This is a genomic window from Pustulibacterium marinum, from assembly GCF_900116665.1.
Lineage (GTDB): Bacteria > Bacteroidota > Bacteroidia > Flavobacteriales > Flavobacteriaceae > Pustulibacterium > Pustulibacterium marinum.
Map to the genome: position 1 here is coordinate 57,692 of NZ_FPBK01000007.1, position 18,815 is coordinate 76,506.

General features: G+C 33.7%; 19 protein-coding genes. 8 read left to right on the top strand and 11 right to left on the bottom strand.

The features are described from left to right. Positions 1-119: 119 nt before the first annotated feature. From BM383_RS10690 to BM383_RS10705, 4 genes are all read left to right on the top strand, one after another. Positions 120-629, top strand: coding sequence for an RNA polymerase sigma factor (locus BM383_RS10690; protein ID WP_093025130.1), 510 nt, complete (start codon positions 120-122; stop codon positions 627-629). Continuing rightward, positions 616-1,089, top strand: a complete 474-nt coding sequence (locus BM383_RS10695) for a hypothetical protein (RefSeq protein WP_093025131.1) — start codon at positions 616-618, stop codon at positions 1,087-1,089. The genes BM383_RS10690 and BM383_RS10695 overlap by 14 nt, the downstream gene beginning before the upstream one ends. 19 nt (positions 1,090-1,108) lie before the next feature. Continuing rightward, positions 1,109-1,654 carry a DUF4252 domain-containing protein gene (locus BM383_RS10700; RefSeq protein ID WP_093025132.1) on the top strand — a complete coding sequence of 182 codons (546 nt, stop codon included), beginning with the start codon at positions 1,109-1,111 and terminating at the stop codon, positions 1,652-1,654. Positions 1,655-1,726: 72 nt separating this feature from the next. Further along, positions 1,727-2,278 carry a DUF4252 domain-containing protein gene (locus tag BM383_RS10705; RefSeq protein WP_093025133.1) on the top strand — a complete coding sequence of 184 codons (552 nt, stop codon included), beginning with the start codon at positions 1,727-1,729 and terminating at the stop codon, positions 2,276-2,278. A gap of 76 nt (positions 2,279-2,354) precedes the next feature. Here BM383_RS10705 and BM383_RS10710 read toward each other — a convergent pair whose 3' ends face one another. Beyond that, positions 2,355-4,214, bottom strand: a complete 1,860-nt coding sequence (locus BM383_RS10710) for an endonuclease (RefSeq protein WP_093025134.1) — start codon at positions 4,212-4,214, stop codon at positions 2,355-2,357. Between the two features lie 22 nt (positions 4,215-4,236). Further along, positions 4,237-5,448: an RsmB/NOP family class I SAM-dependent RNA methyltransferase gene (locus BM383_RS10715; protein WP_093025135.1), complete on the bottom strand. Its 1,212-nt coding sequence runs from the start codon at positions 5,446-5,448 to the stop codon at positions 4,237-4,239. Positions 5,449-5,586: 138 nt separating this feature from the next. On the opposite strand from BM383_RS10715, the gene BM383_RS10720 reads away from it, so the two are divergent. Then, a complete protein-coding gene (locus tag BM383_RS10720) occupies positions 5,587-6,630 on the top strand; it encodes a WD40/YVTN/BNR-like repeat-containing protein (protein WP_093025136.1) in 1,044 nt (347 codons plus the stop codon). 88 nt (positions 6,631-6,718) lie between these two features. Here BM383_RS10720 and BM383_RS10725 read toward each other — a convergent pair whose 3' ends face one another. From BM383_RS10725 to BM383_RS10755, 7 genes are all read right to left on the bottom strand, one after another. Further along, positions 6,719-7,162, bottom strand: a complete 444-nt coding sequence (locus BM383_RS10725) for a hypothetical protein (RefSeq protein ID WP_093025137.1) — start codon at positions 7,160-7,162, stop codon at positions 6,719-6,721. Positions 7,163-7,171: 9 nt separating this feature from the next. After that, a complete protein-coding gene (locus BM383_RS10730) occupies positions 7,172-7,678 on the bottom strand; it encodes a hypothetical protein (RefSeq protein ID WP_093025138.1) in 507 nt (168 codons plus the stop codon). A gap of 33 nt (positions 7,679-7,711) precedes the next feature. Next, positions 7,712-8,254 carry an RNA polymerase sigma factor gene (locus BM383_RS10735; protein ID WP_093025139.1) on the bottom strand — a complete coding sequence of 181 codons (543 nt, stop codon included), beginning with the start codon at positions 8,252-8,254 and terminating at the stop codon, positions 7,712-7,714. 252 nt (positions 8,255-8,506) lie between these two features. Next, the gene (locus BM383_RS10740) at positions 8,507-10,342 is read right to left on the bottom strand and encodes an ABC transporter ATP-binding protein (protein ID WP_093025140.1); all 1,836 of its coding nucleotides are present in this window, start codon (positions 10,340-10,342) and stop codon (positions 8,507-8,509) included. Beyond that, the gene (locus tag BM383_RS10745; RefSeq protein WP_093025141.1) at positions 10,342-12,060 is read right to left on the bottom strand and encodes a phospho-sugar mutase; all 1,719 of its coding nucleotides are present in this window, start codon (positions 12,058-12,060) and stop codon (positions 10,342-10,344) included. The genes BM383_RS10740 and BM383_RS10745 overlap by 1 nt, the downstream gene beginning before the upstream one ends. Positions 12,061-12,076: 16 nt before the next feature. Then, positions 12,077-13,060 (bottom strand): glycosyltransferase family 2 protein, encoded by a 984-nt coding sequence (locus BM383_RS10750; protein WP_093025142.1) that lies wholly within the window; start codon positions 13,058-13,060, stop codon positions 12,077-12,079. A gap of 33 nt (positions 13,061-13,093) precedes the next feature. After that, positions 13,094-13,615, bottom strand: a complete 522-nt coding sequence (locus BM383_RS10755) for a DUF4199 domain-containing protein (protein ID WP_093025143.1) — start codon at positions 13,613-13,615, stop codon at positions 13,094-13,096. A 180-nt stretch (positions 13,616-13,795) separates the two neighbouring features. On the opposite strand from BM383_RS10755, the gene BM383_RS10760 reads away from it, so the two are divergent. After that, positions 13,796-14,047, top strand: a complete 252-nt coding sequence (locus BM383_RS10760) for a type B 50S ribosomal protein L31 (RefSeq protein WP_093025144.1) — start codon at positions 13,796-13,798, stop codon at positions 14,045-14,047. A 122-nt stretch (positions 14,048-14,169) separates the two neighbouring features. Then, the gene (locus BM383_RS10765; protein ID WP_093025145.1) at positions 14,170-15,342 is read left to right on the top strand and encodes a GlmU family protein; all 1,173 of its coding nucleotides are present in this window, start codon (positions 14,170-14,172) and stop codon (positions 15,340-15,342) included. Here the strand turns inward: BM383_RS10765 and BM383_RS10770 are convergent. Together BM383_RS10770 and BM383_RS10775 are read right to left on the bottom strand one after the other, a co-directional pair. Continuing rightward, on the bottom strand, positions 15,320-15,625 hold the full coding sequence (locus tag BM383_RS10770; protein ID WP_093025146.1) for a hypothetical protein: 306 nt from the start codon (positions 15,623-15,625) through the stop codon (positions 15,320-15,322). The two genes, BM383_RS10765 and BM383_RS10770, sit on opposite strands and share 23 nt — an antisense overlap. 1 nt (position 15,626) lies before the next feature. Beyond that, positions 15,627-17,255, bottom strand: a complete 1,629-nt coding sequence (locus tag BM383_RS10775; protein WP_093025147.1) for an ABC transporter substrate-binding protein — start codon at positions 17,253-17,255, stop codon at positions 15,627-15,629. Positions 17,256-17,441: 186 nt separating this feature from the next. Between BM383_RS10775 and mtaB the strand changes: the two genes are divergently transcribed. Beyond that, positions 17,442-18,779: a tRNA (N(6)-L-threonylcarbamoyladenosine(37)-C(2))-methylthiotransferase MtaB gene (gene mtaB, locus BM383_RS10780; RefSeq protein ID WP_093025148.1), complete on the top strand. Its 1,338-nt coding sequence runs from the start codon at positions 17,442-17,444 to the stop codon at positions 18,777-18,779. Positions 18,780-18,815: the final 36 nt, after the last annotated feature.

The following is an 18,815-nucleotide window of genomic DNA, read 5'->3' on the forward strand; positions in this document are numbered from 1 at the left end:
TTTATCAAAGCTTAATAAGAACTCTAAATTTACTTACTTTATTATAATTTAAAAATTTTTGTAACAAAGTTGTCACTGCTTCGTCTTGCTTATATAAAACCAAAAGAATCAATTAAAAAATGAACGCATCTTCTTTTCTGGATACTGTGATGCCTTTTAAGGACAAAATGTTCCGGTTAGCCAAAAGACTATTAGTTTCTACGGAAGAAGCGGAAGATGCTACTCAAGAGATTTTACTGAAGCTTTGGAAAAGTAATGAGAGAATAAGTTCTTATAAGAGTGTAGAAGCTTTTGCTATGACCATGACAAAAAACTATTGTTTAGACAGATTGAAATCTAAACAAGCAGGTAATTTGAAACTTGTACATAGCAATTATACAGATGAATCCGTTTCACTACAAAGAAATGTAGAAAACAAAGATAGCTTGGAATGGATGCAGCGTATTTTGAAAACTTTACCAGAACAACAGCGAATGGTTTTACAATTAAGAGATATAGAACAATATGATTTAGAAGAAATTGCAGAAATGATGGAGATGAAAAATAGCGCAGTAAGAACTTCGTTGTCAAGAGCAAGAAAAGCAGTAAGAGAAGCACTAATTAAAACACACCGTTATGGAATTCAATAACGAAAAACATATAGAAAAATTATTAGCAAAATATTTTGAAGCTACTACCACTGTAGCAGAAGAGAAGGAGTTGCAAGCGTATTTTAATGGAGATGATGTGGCGCCACATCTACAAGAGTACACTTTAATGTTCCAGTATTTTGCAGTAGCCAAAGAAGAAAGGTACACCGGCGAGGTTCCAGTAACCCGATCTACACCAAGCAATATGCTATCTTATAAAAAATGGATATCTGTCGCAGCTGTAGCCGTTCTTAGCTTTGGAATTTATTTTACTGTTAACAATCAACAAACCAATTCAGGTTCTGAAATGACAATTGCTGAACAACAAGAAGCAGAAAAAGCATATCAGCAAACCAAAGAAGCTTTTAAGTTGTTAGCCATGAACCTTGAAAAAGGTAAAGAACAAATGTCTTATTTGAAAGAATTTGAAGAAACAAAAGAAAAAGTATTTAACAAATAATTGAATTATTAAAAACATCATGAGAAAAATAGTTGCCCTTTTAGCCCTAGTATGCCTACCACTTTTAGGAACCGCTCAATCTGCATTTGACAAGTTTGAGGATATGAACGAAGTAACCTCTATAACGGTTAGTGAAAAGGCTTTTCAGCTTTTTGTGAAAATTCAAGTAGATGATCCAGAAGCAAAACAATTTATGGAAATGGTTAAAAGCCTTAGAGGTCTACGTGTTTTAACTACTGAAGATCCTAAAATTGCTGCAGACATGAAACTGACAGTAGATAAATATTTGAAGACAGAAAAGTTAGAAGAATTAATGCGTGTAAAAGATAAAGATGCAAACATCAATTTCTATATTCGTGAAGGAAAAGATTCAGATCACGTAAAAGAGCTTTTAATGTATATTGATGGCTTAGGAAACTTTAATGACGGAGAAGGATTTAAAGGTAGAAAAGTGGAAAGCGTATTGCTAACTTTGGTAGGAGATATAGATCTTAATATGATTAGTGAATTGACTAGTCAAATGAATTTACCTTCTGAATTAAATAATGCTCAGAAAAACAAATAGCATTCACCATAACAGTAGTTGCCCACTTCCTTAGTGGGCAATTACTTCTCTTAACCAATTTATATTTGCGAAATGATAACCTTTGTAAAGTATACCGTAAAACTGATTTTTATTATTGTGATGCTTTTGTTTACCATAAGTTGCTCTGTGAAAGGTGGTGACTTGCAAGAGTATATTGTTGAAAAATCACAAGATCCTGAGTTTATTACTTTTGATGTACCAACTTCTATATTTGATGTATCACAAACAGAACTTACAGCAGAGGAAAAGGAGATTTACAATTCAATCAAGAAGGTGAATGTTTTAATGTTGCAACAAGAGAATAGTCAAAAATTTAAAATTGAAGCTACAAGAGTAAGTACCATTTTAAAGTCGGATGATTTCGAGAAGTTGATTTCATTAAATGACAAAAGTTTCAAAGGACAACTTTACTATATAGGAGATGATGAGAATGTAGATGAAGTAATTATATATGGAAAAAGTCCAGACAAAGGTTTTGCTATCATCAGGATTTTAGGAGATGAAATGAAGCTAGAGAATATTGGGAAGCTCATGAATATTCTTCAAAAGTCTAATATTGATGAAGGAGCATTAGGAACATTAACCGATTTCTTTGAAAAATAAAAGAATAAAATAAAAAAGCGAATCAATTTTTGATTCGCTTTTTTATTTTAGTATGATTTGTATTCTTAAATTTATCCTACTGAAGAATAAATTTCTTTGTCACATTCCCCATGGAAGTTTCTAGTAGAATAAAATAAACGCCTGTGTTTAGATTACCAAGTTCAATAAAGTCAGTTTGAATTCCTGAAAACTTCATCAGTTTTTTCCCTTCTAGAGAAAATATAACAGCGTTGTTAATAGAAATATCAGCAGGATTTTGAAAATAGATTTTATGATCTTTTATAGGATTGGGATAAATAGCCAACTGTTGTAATTCAATATTTATTGTGTTCATAGCATCTAGCGTATGAGAACCTAAGAAACATGTATTTTGCTCATAGCTTGTCCATTCACTTATAGTATAAACCGTGTTAGGACTTGAAATATCTGAATTTCTTACCAAAGTAAGGTTTTCAGCAAAATCACTTCCATCTCCCAATGTTCCAATAATATCTATGAGAACATCATTTTTAAATAAACCAATGGCATCGTTACCGTTAAATCCTGTTATTGATCCGTTAGTATCATCAACTGCATCTGTACAGCCAGAAATTCCAGAATTGGCTACTACAAAAACATTTCCGTTGGTTATACTTGTGTTATCTGGAAAACTATAGGTGTAATTCCAAGAACTATTTCCGTTACTACTTAGCTTTAAGGTATAAATAGATAAATCTACATTTGTGCCAGTAAAATTCGCAATTTCCAAGGCTTTATTAGTGCCACTTCCTTCTATATATTCTGAAATAAATAAATCAGAACTTCCAGAACCTCCAGAGTTTTCAGGAGTTATAATGCATGCTTCATTACTTTCGCCCGACTCGTTACCAGCTTCATCTTTTGCAGTAATTGTAAAACAATATTGAGTTTCTGCTGCTAGTGAGGCGGTAGTAAAAGTGATTTCTGAAGTGGTAGCATAATAAACATCATCCATGTAAATATCATAAGATGTAACTCCGGTATCGTCTGTAGAAGCATCCCAACTTAATTGAATTTGAAACGCAGCTCCGTTTGCTGCTGTTAAATTAGTTGGAGTAGTAGGAGCTTCGGTATCGGCATTTACACTTCCCCAAATTTGAGTTATATATTCCGGATGATCTATATATGGATTTCGATTTCCTTGAAAATCATAGGCTTCATCGTTTCTATCTATTTCCTTTTGAGAAACAGGATCCGCAGCATTCCATTCAAGTAACATATTTAAAAACCAATCTTCGTATACTTGATCAGATGTTCCGTTGAGAATAATATCACTTTGAGTAGTATTGGTTTCCCAACTTGCAATATCATTTTCATAGCGAGTTGCCATATAAAAATATACTCTGGCAATATCTCCTTTGAATTCGTCTATTGGTTCAAAAACGATACCAGTGTAAGCTCCGGTAAAACTATAGGTATTGTTACCTCTTTTAGATCCGTTTAAAGATGTCCAGTTGGCAGATGTTACTTCACCAAAAGGATAATTTCCCCGTTGTCCATTGACTTTTCCATCTGTTGGATAAATATGATGAATGTCTGTGTACATTGGGTAGGCATCATCAAAATAGCTTTTTGGAAATAAATGTTCTCTGTTGTAACAGTCTCCTTCACTACTATAATTTCCACATTGATTGGTCCCGGTAGCAAAATTATAGGGGTCAACGCCGTCTGGATCTTCAGAGTAAATATCTAGAATTGTATTGTCATCTTCGTAATACGTGTCAATATCCGAAGCGTAGTAGGCATTCCAAAGATCTCCGTATGTTTGAGCAGTGTGTCCTTCTGTAATAATGGTGCTTAATTCTGTTTTTAGTGCATAACCAGTAAGTCCTTCCGCGGTGTCATAATAATCTGCGGGAGCTTGACTAAAAAGAATTGTCGAAAAAAGAAGTAGTATTAATGATAATTTTTTCTGCATGATGCAATTGTAGGTTTCCTGATTATTTTTTTTCTAATAAAGCCATATAAAATCCGTCAAATCCAGATTGATGTGATAATACCTTTTCATCCTTTACCAATGAAAAGTCTTTACCGCTTTCAGAAGTTAAGAATTTAGCAACTTGCTCTTGGTTTTCCGAAGGAAGAATAGAGCAGGTAGCGTAAACCATTTTACCTCCAGATTTTACCATTTTGGAATAATCTTGAAGTATCTGTTGTTGAGTCTCTTTAATGTTGCTCAAGAATTCTGGTTGTAATTTCCATTTAGCATCAGGATTTCTTCTTAAAACTCCCAATCCGCTACAAGGCGCATCAATTAAAACCCTGTCTAGAGAATTATATAATTTTTTAATTACTTTATTGTTTTCTATCCAGCGTGTTTCAATATTGTGAGCACCATTTCTTTTGGCTCTTCTCTTTAGTTCTTTCAATTTATTTTCATAAATATCCATTGCTATTATTTGGCCTTTATTTTCCATAATGGAAGCCAAATGAAGCGTTTTACCGCCGGCACCAGCACAAGTATCAGCAATGCGCATACCTGGTGCAGCATCAAGAAATTTAGCTACTTTTTGAGACGATGCATCCTGCACTTCAAATAAACCATCTTTAAAAGCTTGATTTGTGAAAACGTTGCTGCGTTCTTTTAACAAAAGAGCATCTGGATATTCTTTTAAAAAAGAAGTTTCTATTTCATCTTCAGCCAATTTTTTTTGAAGATCTCTTTTGTTTGTTTTTAAAGTATTGGTACGTAAAATTACACTAGCTTGTTGGTTTAAAGCATGAAGTTCTTTGGACCAAAGGTCGTTTCCTAATTCTTCTGTACCCAATTCATCTAACCAATCAGGAATGGATTCTTTGTATTTTCTAATTCTTGATAGTTCATCAAATCTACCTTTAATACGTCTGGTAGGAGTGCCATCAAAATATTTCCAATCGGGTAATTTGATTCCTTTGAGAGTTGCCCAAACAGCAAATATTCTCCAAATATTATCTCTATCAAAAGGTTCTTTTACTTCTGCAATTTCAGCATATAATCTTTTCCAACGTACAATTTCATAGGTAGTTTCTGCTATAAAAGCTCGGTCTCTTGCTCCCCAGCGTTTATCTCTTTTCAATAGTTTTTCTACTACCTTATCGGCATAAGCTCCTTCATTGAAAATCATCATTAAACCATCAATGACTGCAAATACTAAATTTCTGTGTAATCTCATGAATGCAAAATAAATATTTGGCAAAGGTAGTGTTTCTGAGATATAATAAAGAAAACTTAAAATTTGTTTTTTAGTGTGATATCTATTTCAAAATTGTAATTTTAAATCATTCTATACAGATATGAAAATCCTCCTTATATGAACAAGATTGGCTTATTAATTTTGACAATAATTTTAGTTTCTTGTAATGAAAAAAAGATAGCTACACATAATTTTTCTAGAGTTGTAGTTACTCCTGTTTATTCAGATACCTGTAATATTAGAGCTTTGGAAGTAATGAATAATGGTACTGTGGCTTTTGCCGGAAAAGATGGCTTTTTTGGTAGTTATGATCCCGAGAAAAATGTGGTGAGAAGTAACATCAAAAAGTACGATAGCATTTATCCAGAGTTTAGAGCTGCGGCACATACAAGTGAAGATTTTTTCATGTTGAGCGTAGGTAATCCTGCATTACTATATAAAACGGCGGGACAAGGAGAAATGAAACCGGTGTATACAGAGCATCACGAAAAAGTATTTTATGATGCAATGAAGTTTTGGAATGATAAAGAAGGAATTGCTGTAGGAGATGCAACTGATGATTGTGCTAGCATGATCATCACTAGAGATGGTGGAAAAACCTGGAGCAAAGTAGCATGTGAAAAGTTACCAAAAATAAAGGATGGCGAAGCGTTTTTTGCAGCCAGCAATACCAATATAGCTATGGTAGGTAACAAAACCTGGATTGCAAGTGGTGGTAGCCGTAGTGCAATTTTGTACTCTGACGATAAAGGCGAATCTTGGAAGTTATATGAAACACCTTTTGTAAGTGGATCTAATTCAGAAGGAATATTTTCTATAGATTTCTACGATAGTTTAAATGGGTTTGCCGTTGGCGGAAACTATACCAATCCCGATGAAGACACAAATAACAAGGCTATTACAAATGATGGTGGGAAAACATGGAAAATAGTAGCAAATGACAAAGGAGTAGGGTATAAAAGTTGTGTTCAATATGTACCCAATGGGAATGCTAATGAAATTGTAGCCATCGGTAAAAATGGAATTGTGTATACACAAAATGCTGGGAATTCTTGGAAAAAGTTATCTGATGAAGGCTTTTATACGTTTCGGTTTATTAATGATAGCACAGCTATAGCTGCAGGTAAAAATAGTATTGCAAGGCTTGAGTTTAAATCATAAAAAAATGCGAAGTTCAAAACTTCGCATTTTTTATTACACTGAAAATTCTAACTTGTCATTAAAATATAAGCTACGTGTATGGGGAAAATTAATGTCCTTTTTTATCTCTTAATTTTTGTAAAAGTTGTCTACCAAAGTCGTCTTCTATTTTCTTTAAAAGAATAATTTTTTTTGCGGATAATACTTTCATCAAATCAATATTCATCTGTTTGTGTTCATTGATTAAATCTTCCTCCAGTTGAATGTATTCATTTAGCAATTTTTTAGCATCCGCTTCAGAAATATTGGCAATATCATCTTCTTTTAGTTGATGTTTTATACGTCTCATTTCCACATGGCGTAATTCGTTTATCTTGTCATCATGCTTGTTATAAATTGGCCAAAATTTTTCAGCTTCTTTTGGTGTAAGGTCCAAATGCTCGGTGATATAAGCAATTTTCAAAGATTTGATCTTTTGTTTCCAATCCTCGTTTTGTGCATTGACAGCAAAGATGGAAAACAAAAAGAATATGATAAGAGCTTTTATTTTCATGAGTTTTAATTAAGGTTCTTCTTGTGTTATGTCATAGGTTACTAAATAATCAATGATTGCATCATCATCTAAAGATGTTGTCATTGATATATCTGATATTTCATCACTAAACAATTCTCCAATGTCATAAGAACTGAGTGATAAATAACCGTCGTCTATATAATTTTCTACGTCGGTAGAGGAGAGGTTGTTTAATTCATCCTCCGCAGTAGTAGGTTTTATGTTTATGATACTTAATGAAATAATAAGTGCAGCGGCAATACCTCCCAAAATGTATTTTACGGTTTTTAGCGACTTTACTTTTTGACCTTGATGCTTTTCAGATTGAATTTTTGTTAATATACGATCTTCTAAAGTTTCAAAATAATTATGAGGCACTTCAAAACCGCTAGTATCGGGTAAATGGAAATCAGACTTTTCAGAAACGGTGTTAAATAGGTTATCCTCAAACTTTCCAAAATAGTCTTCAGGAAGTTTAAAACCGTCTTTTTTGTTATGTAAAAAATCTTTTTTCATGATAATTCTTTGACTTTTGAAAAAGTAAAAGGTTTAATTCTCAGTTAAATAATCTTCTAATTTTTTTACGGCATGATGATAAGAAGCTTTGAGAGCACCAACCGAAGTGTCCAAAATTTGCGACATATCTTCGTATTTCATTTCTTCAAAATACTTCATATTAAAAACCAATCGTTGTTTCTCTGGCAATTTGGAAATAGCTTTTTGTAATTTGAGCTGAATTTCTTCACCTTCAAAATATACATCTGCTTCTAAATTTTTAATCAAATTATCTTGTAATTCCTCGTTGCTGATACCAGACTTTCGTGCTTTTTGATTTAAAAATGTAAGCGCTTCATTGGTAGCTATTCTATACATCCATGAATACAATGCACTATCTCCTTTAAAGGTATGAATGTTTCTAAAAATCTTAATAAATGTATTTTGAAGTACATCATCTGCATCGTCATGATCTAAAACTATTCTACGAACATGCCAGTACAAACGTTCCTTGTATTGAGATACAAGTTGTTTAAAAGCTTGTTCTTGCGTTTCTTTCTTCTGAAGGGCTTGTATGAATAGTTCTTCTTGTACCAACTATTAAATTTTACTCAAATATATAGACATTTAATTTTGATGAAGGTTTAATCAAGGATAAAAAAAAGCTAAAACGATATTAAAAGTGCGTTTCATCGAAAAAAAGTGCTTTTCATGGATTTTTTTAAAAATACTCTATTATATTTGTCTCAGAAGATGTCCCAAATCTTATCGCTATTAATTTTATATAAAAGAGCGCTGAACTAATTAATTAGACAGCGCTCTTTGTTTTTGTTTGATGTAGTTGATTGATTATTCAAAAGACTGCATAGCAACTAATCTTTTGTAATGCCCATCGTTTTCTAATAACTCTTTGTGGGTTCCTTGCTCAATAATTTGACCTTTTTGCATAACTACAATTAAGTCCGCGTTTTGAATGGTAGACAATCTGTGTGCAATAACAATAGAAGTACGGTTTTGCATCATTTTTTCTAAGGCATCTTGTACCAAACGTTCGCTTTCGGTGTCTAAGGCCGAAGTGGCTTCATCCAAAATCATAATTGGCGGATTTTTAAGTACTGCTCGGGCAATAGACAAACGTTGTTGTTGTCCGCCACTTAAATTGCTTCCACCATCACCAATATTAAAATCAAAACCTCCTTTTTCAATAATAAAATCGTATGCATTGGCAATTTTGGTTGCCGCAATCATTTCCTCTTCTGTAGCGTCTGGTTTACCAATTCTTAAATTATTGGCAACGGTATCGTTAAACAATATAGAATCTTGAGAAACCATTCCCATCAAGTTACGAAGGTCGAACAATGGCATTTGTTTGATGTCGATTCCGTCAATTGTGATGTTTCCTTGGTTAACATCGTAAAAACGTGTTACCAAATTGGCAATGGTACTTTTACCACTACCAGATTGCCCAACAAGTGCAACGGTTTTTCCTTTAGGAATGTCTAAAGAGAAATCCTTCAATACATAATGCTCGTCATATTTAAATGAAATATTATTGATGGTAATATGTTGATCAAATGCTTTTTTAGGAGTTGGGTTTGTAGCATCTTTTAACGTATTTTCAGTTTCTAAAAACTCTAAAATACGTTGAGCAGCTCCGTCTCCTCTTTTTAAAGAGTAGCTTGCTTTAGAGATTGCTTTTGCTGGAGTAAGAATATTATAAGCCAGTAAAATATAGCCCAAGAAAAACGCAGGATCCATGGAATTATCTATAAAAACCAAATAACCTCCATAAAGCAATAAAATTCCTATGGTAACAATACCCAGTAATTCACTTAGAGGAGATGCAATATTCTGACGGTTTAAAACCTTATTAGAATATTGTGTATAGCGTTCGGTAGAATCTTCAAATTTATTTTTAAAAATACCTTCAGCATTGAAAGCTTTGATAATACGTAAACCGCTCATGGTTTCTTCTAAAACAGACAAGAAAACACCTTGTTCTTTTTGTACTTGTAAAGAGCCTTTTTTCAAAGATTTTCCAACAATAGAGATTAAATAACCTGAAATTGGAAGAAATAGAAATACAAAAATGGTAAGTTTTACACTAAAAGCAATCATCAATCCTAATGAAAAAATGATGTTTAGCGGTTCTCTTACAATCATTTCTAAAATAGAAAGCACCGAATTACGTACTTCCTGAACATCGCTAGTAACTCTTGCGATAGTGTCTCCTTTTGTTTTTTCTGAATAAAATGAAAGCGGAAATTTAATCAGCTTTTCATACATCGCATTTCTAATATCTTGAAGTATTCCGTTTCTTAAAAACGTAATGAAATACATAGCAAGATAATTGGTTAAGTTCTTTAAAAGGAACAAAACAATAATGAAAGACACTGCAATCATCAATACTTTGAAATTACCGTATTTGGCTATATAATCGGCAACATAGTAATTCAGAGAGTTTTCTAGATAATCTTTGATTTCCAAAATTCCTTCAAATTTTGGTTTTGGAATAGCAACAGTAACTTCTTCTTTTGCTTTAAAGATAACCTTTAAAACAGGAATAAGCGCTACAAAGGAGAGTGTCCCAAATAGCGCATATAGTATGTTAAAAAATATGTTTAAGTAAGCGTATTTCTTATAAGGTTTCGCAAAGCGAAGGATCTTTTTAAAATATGGATTCATTAACTTAATTTCAGTTCTTGTATTATCGCATCGATACGATCTTCCAACACTTTGTCGGTTTCGCTAAATGCTTCCTTACTTTCTAAAGTAGTATTTACACTAAAATAGAATTTAATTTTTGGTTCGGTACCACTTGGGCGGGCAGCAATTTTACTTCCGTCTTCAGTATAATAAATCAATACGTTTGATTTTGGAATACTGATTTCTTCTGTAGCTCCGGTTTCAGGATTGGTTGCCATAGACGTTTTATAGTCTTCTATTTTAATAACTTTTGAACCATTGATAGTGGTAAACGGATTTTCTCTTAGATCAATCATCATTTGGTTGATTTCTTGCATACCACTAATTCCTTTTTTCACTAAAGAAATCAATCTTTCTTTATAGAAACCAAATTCAACATAAGTAGCAATAAGATCTTTATAGAAAGAGCTGCCGTTTGCTTTTGCATTAGCTGCAATTTGACAAGCCAAAAGGGTAGAAGTAACAGCATCTTTATCACGCACAAAATCGCCTACCATATATCCAAAACTTTCTTCTCCACCGCCCACAAATGTTTGTTCTGGGAAGTCTTTGATCATTTTAGCAATCCATTTAAAACCAGTTAAACCAAGTTTACATTCTACATCATAAGCTTCACCAAGCTTAGACATCATTGGTGTAGAAACAATGGTAGAAGCAATAAATTCATCTCCTTTAAATCCTTTTTCTTTCCAACGATCCAATAAGAATTTGGTCATCATAATCATGGTTTGGTTACCATTCAATAACTTCATGTTACCATCATTATCACGAACGGCAATTCCTAATCGGTCACTATCAGGATCTGTACCTACTACCATATCAGCACCAATTTCATCAGCTTTTGCTAAAGCCATTGTTAATGCTTCCGGCTCCTCTGGATTTGGAGATTTTACCGTAGGGAAATCACCATTTGGTTCAGCTTGTTCTTCTACAATAGTTACGTGGAACCCAGCTTTTTCTAAAACTCCCGGAAGTGTAGTGATAGAAGTTCCGTGTAAAGAAGTGAACACAATTTTAAAATCGTCTTTTCCTTTTACATCAAAACTTCCGTTTTCGATAGATGCATTGATGAAAGCTTCATCTACATCTTTATCAATATATTCAATAAGAGATTCGTTACTTTCAAAATTGATATCTGAAAATTGAAGGGAATCAATCTCTTTAATCAATTCTCCATCTTGTGGTGGAACTAACTGTCCGCCATCTGTCCAATATACTTTATAACCATTATATTCTGGCGGATTGTGAGAAGCGGTTAACACAATACCTGCATGACATTCTAAATGTCTTACCGAGAATGAAAGTTCTGGAGTAGTTCTTAAATCTGAAAATAAGAAAACTTTAATACCGTTAGCAGCAAAAACATCGGCAACAACTTTGGCTAAACTTTTTGAATTATGACGACAGTCAAAAGCAATAACCACTTTTAAATCTTCACCAGGATATACTTGTTTAAGATAGTTGCTTAAACCTTGTGTATTTTTACCTAGTGTATACTTGTTAATACGGTTGGTACCAACTCCCATTACGCCACGCATACCACCTGTTCCAAACTCAAGATTTTTAAAGAAGCTTTCATTAAGCTCTTCCTTGTTGTTTTCCATCATGTCTTTGATGGTGTTCTGAGTGTCTGTATCAAAGGTAGGGGTTAACCATTGTTGAGCTGTTTCCAGACTTTTCTCATAAGATGTTTCCATAGTAATTTTTTGTTTTTTAATTCAGATTAATACTGTTTTGGCTAGCGTGTTTAGGGAGGTTGAGTTTATGTGCTATTTTGTAATTTGTATGTTCTTGTCTACTTCTTAAAATCATTTCGGCAATAAAACCTGCTAAAAAAAATTGTGTTCCCATGATCATGGTTGCCAACGCTATGTAAAATTGCGGACGTTCTGTAATGAGTCTTCCCGTAGGATTGATAAATAATTTATCGGCTCCTAGATAGACTGAAAAACAAAATCCAATGATAAACATGAGAGTTCCCATAGCTCCAAAAAGGTGCATTGGTCTTTTTCCAAATTTAGAAATAAACCAAATGGTAAGCAAGTCTAAGAACCCATGAATAAAGCGTTCGATACCAAATTTAGTTTTTCCGTATTTTCTAGCTTGATGTTTTACCACTTTCTCAGCAATCTTGGTAAAACCTGCATTTTTGGCAAGTACTGGGATGTATCGATGCATCTCACCGCTTACGTCTATGTTTTTAATAACAGCGTTTCGGTATGCTTTGAGTCCACAATTAAAATCATGCAGTTTTAAACCAGATGTTTTTCTAGCGGCCCAATTGAATAATTTAGAAGGAGTATTTTTCCAAACTACAGAATCATACCTAACCTTTTTCCAACCGGAAATAAGATCATATTTCTCGTTTTGAATAAGATTGAAAAGTTCTGGTATTTCATCTGGATTGTCTTGTAAATCGGCATCCATAGTAATTACAACATCTCCTTGAGCTTCTATAAAGCCGGCATTAAGTGCTTGAGATTTGCCATAATTTTTTTGAAATTTAATACCTTTTACATTAGAATTTATGGTGCTTAATTGTAAAATGGTTTCCCAAGAATCATCGGTGCTGCCATCATCTATAAATATAAGCTCGTATGTAAAACGATTGGATTGCATCACAGATACAATCCAATCATGTAATTCTTTTAAAGATTCCGCTTCGTTGAGTAGTGGTATTACTACCGATATATTCATATACTTCAATAATCAGAAGTCAAAAATAGCAAATTAGAACGAGTCCTCCGTTTTTTTCATAATTAATCCTGAAATCAAAGAAATTATAAACCCTAAGAAAAGACTTGATAAAATTCCCATAGCTGCTGTTATAATAGGAGAAGAGAAATTTTCTTGCATCGATGCTATCTGGTCAAGTTGTTGTTGTGTAACCTCAGGATTCTGTTCTATAATTTGATGTCTGGAGTTTTCTAAAACTTTAGCCATAAACTCTGGGTCTATATAATTAAAGAATACGAATTGGTACAGAGCTCCCAAAATACCAGCAATTAAAGATATTCCTATACCAATTTTTAAAGCTTGGCTCAAGGATAAATAGGTATTCTCTTTCTTAAAGGTGCTCATACCTAAAACAATAAAAGCGATCATTACTAAAAAGCCTACAACTCCTGATACCCAATTATAAGTATACACTAATCCGGTTACATACATGATTACGGCAATTGCAATAGTAATAAGCCCTAAAAGCACTCCGTTGGATAAAATAATTTTCTTAGAGTCTACAGTTTGTCCCATTTTTTCGGAAAGTTAATTTGTTAATACAAAAGAATAAGTGCAAAACTACCGTAAAATGTTACATCTTTGCAGGGATAAAAATAAAGTTTTACAAAAAACTAAATTTTATGTTGTGTATTAATTTATAATCCTTACATTTGCACCTCAAAATTTGGTAAAGAATAAAATCAGGCATAAGCGATGAAAAAAGGTATACATCCAGAAAATTATAGATTAGTGGCATTTAAAGACATGTCTAACGAGGACGTTTTTATCACTAAGTCTACTGTTGAAACGAAAGAAACTATTGAAGTTGACGGTGTTGAGTATCCAGTATTCAAAATGGAAATTTCCAGAACATCGCACCCTTTCTATACAGGGAAATCGAAACTTATCGATACTGCTGGTAGAATTGATAAATTCAAAAACAAATACGCTAAATTCAAAAAATAATCTAGCGTTTATCTTATACAGAAAGCCTTGTCAATTACGACAAGGCTTTTTTGTTTTATATACTATTTTACTTCCCTGCAATTTCTAAAATTGTATCTTTAACCTTGTCAAACATAACAGTAATGAACTACATACTTTTTGATGGTCCCGCGCGTGGTGCGCTGTTACCATTTACCTTTACAAGACCTGTGGCAGATATTCGTATTGGTATTTTAACCATTCGTGAAAAATGGGAAAAGCATTTAGGATACACAACTACTACGGTAACAGAGGAATATCTTTCAGATAAATATCCAATGGTAGAAATGGAAGAAAACGTTTTTATCAACGCTTCTTTTTTGCCAACTGTAGACTTGGTAGAGATTGTAAAATCTCTAGAAACAAATCAAGCTATTTTTTATGATGATGATGTGATTGCCTTTTTTGCAACGGATGGTCAAGAGGATGTAGATTTTGATACATACGAAGCTATTGAATTTGAATCAGAAGTACTTAGAGTAGAGCATCTTTGGGATATTTATTCTAAAAATGGAGCTGCTTTGGAAGCTGATTTTGAACTGTTGACAGAAGGAAGAAAAAGTTTGCCAATTCCTGTAAGTAATAATGTAATTGCTCCTGAAAATATTTTTCTGGAAGAAGGAGCACGTTTAGAGTTTTGTACATTGAATGCTACAAACGGACCAATATACATAGGTAAAAATGCCGAAATTATGGAGGGAAGTATCATTCGTGGCGGTTTTGCTTTGTGTGAAGACAGTATTGTAAAAATGGGTGCCAAAATTTATGGTCCAACAACGGTAGGGCCAAATAGTAAAATTGGAGGAGAAGTGAATAACTCTGTGATTTTTGGTAACTCTAACAAAGGTCATGATGGATTTCTAGGAAATTCTGTTTTGGGTGAATGGTGTAATTTAGGTGCCGATACCAATAATTCCAATTTGAAAAATAACTACGACGAGGTTCGTTTATGGAGTTATGAAACAGAAAGTTTTCAAAAAACGGGTAAGCAGTTTTGTGGTTTAATGATGGGAGATCACAGTAAAAGTGGTATCAATACTATGTTTAATACTGGAACAGTGGTGGGCGTAAGTGCTAATGTTTTTGGAGATGGTTTTCCACGAAATTTTATTCCAAGTTTTTCTTGGGGAGGAGCACATGGTTACACTATTTATAGGCTGGATAAAGTGTACGAAACGGCAAATCGAGTGATGGAAAGACGAGGTATGGAACTTTCTGTAGAGGATAAAGATATTCTACAACACGTTTTTGATCTTACATATTCGAATAACAAATAAGACATCCTGCGTCAAAATAAAATAGAAAATATATAGTGATTGCAAGAATCACCAAAGTAATAATTCCAAAAGCTATCAGTTGTTTTTTTCTGGTAGCTTTTTGTTTTTCCTGAAAAGCCAAACTAAATTTTTCCAGCTCTTCTTTGCTGATATTTTTTGAATTTACTTTGGAACCATACGTGCTTCCTGTCAGTTTTTGGTAGCGGTCTAATTGACTAGATCGTTCTCTTTTATTATTTTTTAAAGAGCTATTTGCTGCTGCGGCACTTCCTCCAAAACTCATGTTACTGCTTTTTTACTCTTTTTAAAGTTAATAAATTAATACCATTTCCCCCAAGACCAGAAATGTTTTTCTGAACAAAACGAGTACTTTGATCGTAATATAAAGGTACAATTGGCGCTTTCGAAGTTACCAAACTGTCCATTTTTATATACAATTCGATTCTGTCTTTGGTATTGGTAGTTTTTATAGATTCTTCATACCACTTATCGAAAAGTTTACTTTTAAAATGTGTGTAATTAGGGCCGTTGGGTGCAAAGTTTTTGCTGTAAAATAAGGAAAGGTAATTTTCCGCATCTGGGTAATCGGCAATCCAACTTGCTCTAAAAATAGGTAGTTTTCCGGAGGATTTACTTTGGCGTAATGCCGAGGCAGTAAGAATATCTACATGCGTAATGATGCCTATTTTTTGTAATTCACGCTGAATGTATTCGCAAATATCCACGTAATTGGCATCTGTAGCAATTGTAATTTCTGGTTGTTGAATTCCGGTTTCCGTTTTGAAAGCTTTGATGAGTTTTTTTGCTTTTTCAGGTTGATAAGAATAGCCTTCTAAATTTGAAAATCCGGGCAATCCTTTTGGGATTACGCCATTTACAGCAGGTGTGCCGATATTGTTGCGCAAATAAGTGATCATCTTTTCACGATCAAAACCATAGTTAATGGCTTTTCGTAAGTTTTCAGATTGATTTTCAGGAAGCTTATTTTCTAAAAATATCCCTAAATATTCCGTATTCAAATAAGGCGCCGTGATCATGTTGATTTGATCTTCATATGCTGGCTGTAATTTTCCTGAAGTAGTCAATAATTCATCTTTATAAGAAGCATCCAACGCATTTAAAAAATCGATATTTCCTTGCGCAAATTGCAAAAATTCACTTTGCTTATCAGGTAAAAAAGTAATGGCAATACTCTCTAGATAGGGGAGTTGTACGCCGTTTGTATCTTTTTCAAAATAGTTTTGATTTTTTCGAAGAACCAATTTTACATTTTCTTCCCATCTTTTAAAATGAAAAGGGCCAGTTCCTACGGGATGCGATCTAAATTCATTTCCATAAAACTCAACAGCTTCTTTGGGAACTACTGAACAATATTTGGTAGTTAGCAATCCTAAAAAAGCAGGAAAAGGCTGTTTCAAATTGATTTCAAAAACAGAATCATTTTTAGCTGAAAAATCAGCTACGTAATTCATTACCCAACGCCCGGGAGAAGCCACTTTTTCATCGAGTAAGCGGTTAAAACTGTATTCAAAATCGGTCGCAGTCACTTTTCTGCTGCTGTCAGTAGTTTGGAAACTTTGGTCTTTATGAAACCAAACGTCGTCTCTTAAAGTGAAAGTATAGGTAAGCGCATCATCAGAAATGGTCCAACTTTTGGCAATATCTGGTTGAATGTTTAAAGAATCATCCAATTGTACTAATCCGTTAAACAGCTGATTTACCGCCCAAATATTCGCTTGTATTCTAGCAAAAGCCGGATCTAACGACGAAATATTGCTATGCTCATTATACCGAAACACATCTTTTTCTGAAAATTTTGATGTTGATTGCGAACAAGAGAAAATAATAACTGTTTGAAGAAGTAAAACGCTAACTTTTAATAATTTAAATAGCTTGTGTTTCGTTATGGTCATACAAGAATTTGTTGGTATATTTGCACCCTTATTTTTGTTATCACTAATTTTGTAGCCAAGATAAGGAAACCCGTGGGATTTGCGTTAGGGATTGAGGCATTTGTTGAAGCTCTTTTGGAAGGATTACATTACAAAAAGCGACTGCCGAAAGCCCGACGGATTTTCCGTAACGCCCAAATAATGAAGATGGACACACAAAAGAAAGTAGCGTTTTATACCTTAGGTTGTAAGCTGAATTTTTCGGAGACTTCTACCATTGCCCGTGATTTTCAGCAAGGAGGTTTTGAAAAAGTTGAGTTTGAAGATGTAGCAGATATTTATGTGATTAATACTTGTTCTGTGACTGAAAATGCAGATAAGCAGTTTAAACAGGTGGTAAAACGCGCATTGAAAAAGAATGAAAACGCTTTTGTGGCGGCAGTGGGTTGCTATGCGCAGTTGAAACCGGAAGAATTGGCTGCGGTTGATGGAGTAGATCTGGTGTTGGGTGCTACTGAAAAATTTAAGATTACCGATTATATCAATGACCTTTCTAAAAATGATTTTGGAGAAGTATACAGTTGCGAAATTCAAGAAGCCGATTTTTATGTAGGAAGTTATTCTATTGGCGACAGAACGCGTGCGTTTCTAAAGGTTCAAGATGGTTGCGATTATAAATGTACCTATTGTACTATTCCGTTAGCACGTGGAATTTCTCGTAGTGATACCATGGAAAATGTGTTGAAAAACGCAGCTGAAATTTCAGCAAAAGGGATTCGTGAAATTGTATTGACCGGCGTAAATATCGGAGATTACGGTAAAGGAGAATTCGGAAATAAAAAACACGAACATACCTTTTTAGATTTGGTAACCGAATTGGATAAAGTTGAAGGTATAGAACGTTTGCGTATTTCTTCTATTGAACCGAATCTATTGAAAAATGAAACCATTGATTTGGTGTCACAATCCAGAGCTTTTGTACCGCATTTTCATATTCCACTTCAAAGTGGAAGCAATGATATTCTAAAGAAAATGAAACGTCGTTACATGCGAGAGTTGTATGTAGATCGAGTTACAAAAGTGCGTGAAGTAATGCCACATGCGTGTATTGGTGTTGACGTAATTGTTGGTTTTCCAGGAGAAACGGATGAACACTTCTTAGAAACCTATAACTTTTTAAATGAGTTAGAGATTTCATACTTGCACGTATTCACATATTCTGAAAGAGATAATACCGAAGCTGCAGAAATGGACGGTGTAGTACCTAAAAAAGTAAGAGCAAAACGCAGTAAAATGTTACGTGGTTTATCGGCTAAGAAAAGACGTGCTTTTTATGAAAGCCAAATAGGAACTACCAGAACTGTTTTGTTTGAAGGTGAAAACAAAGAAGGCTATATTCACGGATTTACAGAGAATTATGTAAAAGTAAAAGCGCCGTGGAATCCGGAATTGGTAAATACCTTGCATACGGTGAAATTAACCAATATAGATGATGACGGAATGGTGCGTTTTGAGTTTATGAATGATACGGCTATTTCGGCTTAAATTTTAGTCATATTTATGTATATTGGTGTTTTACTT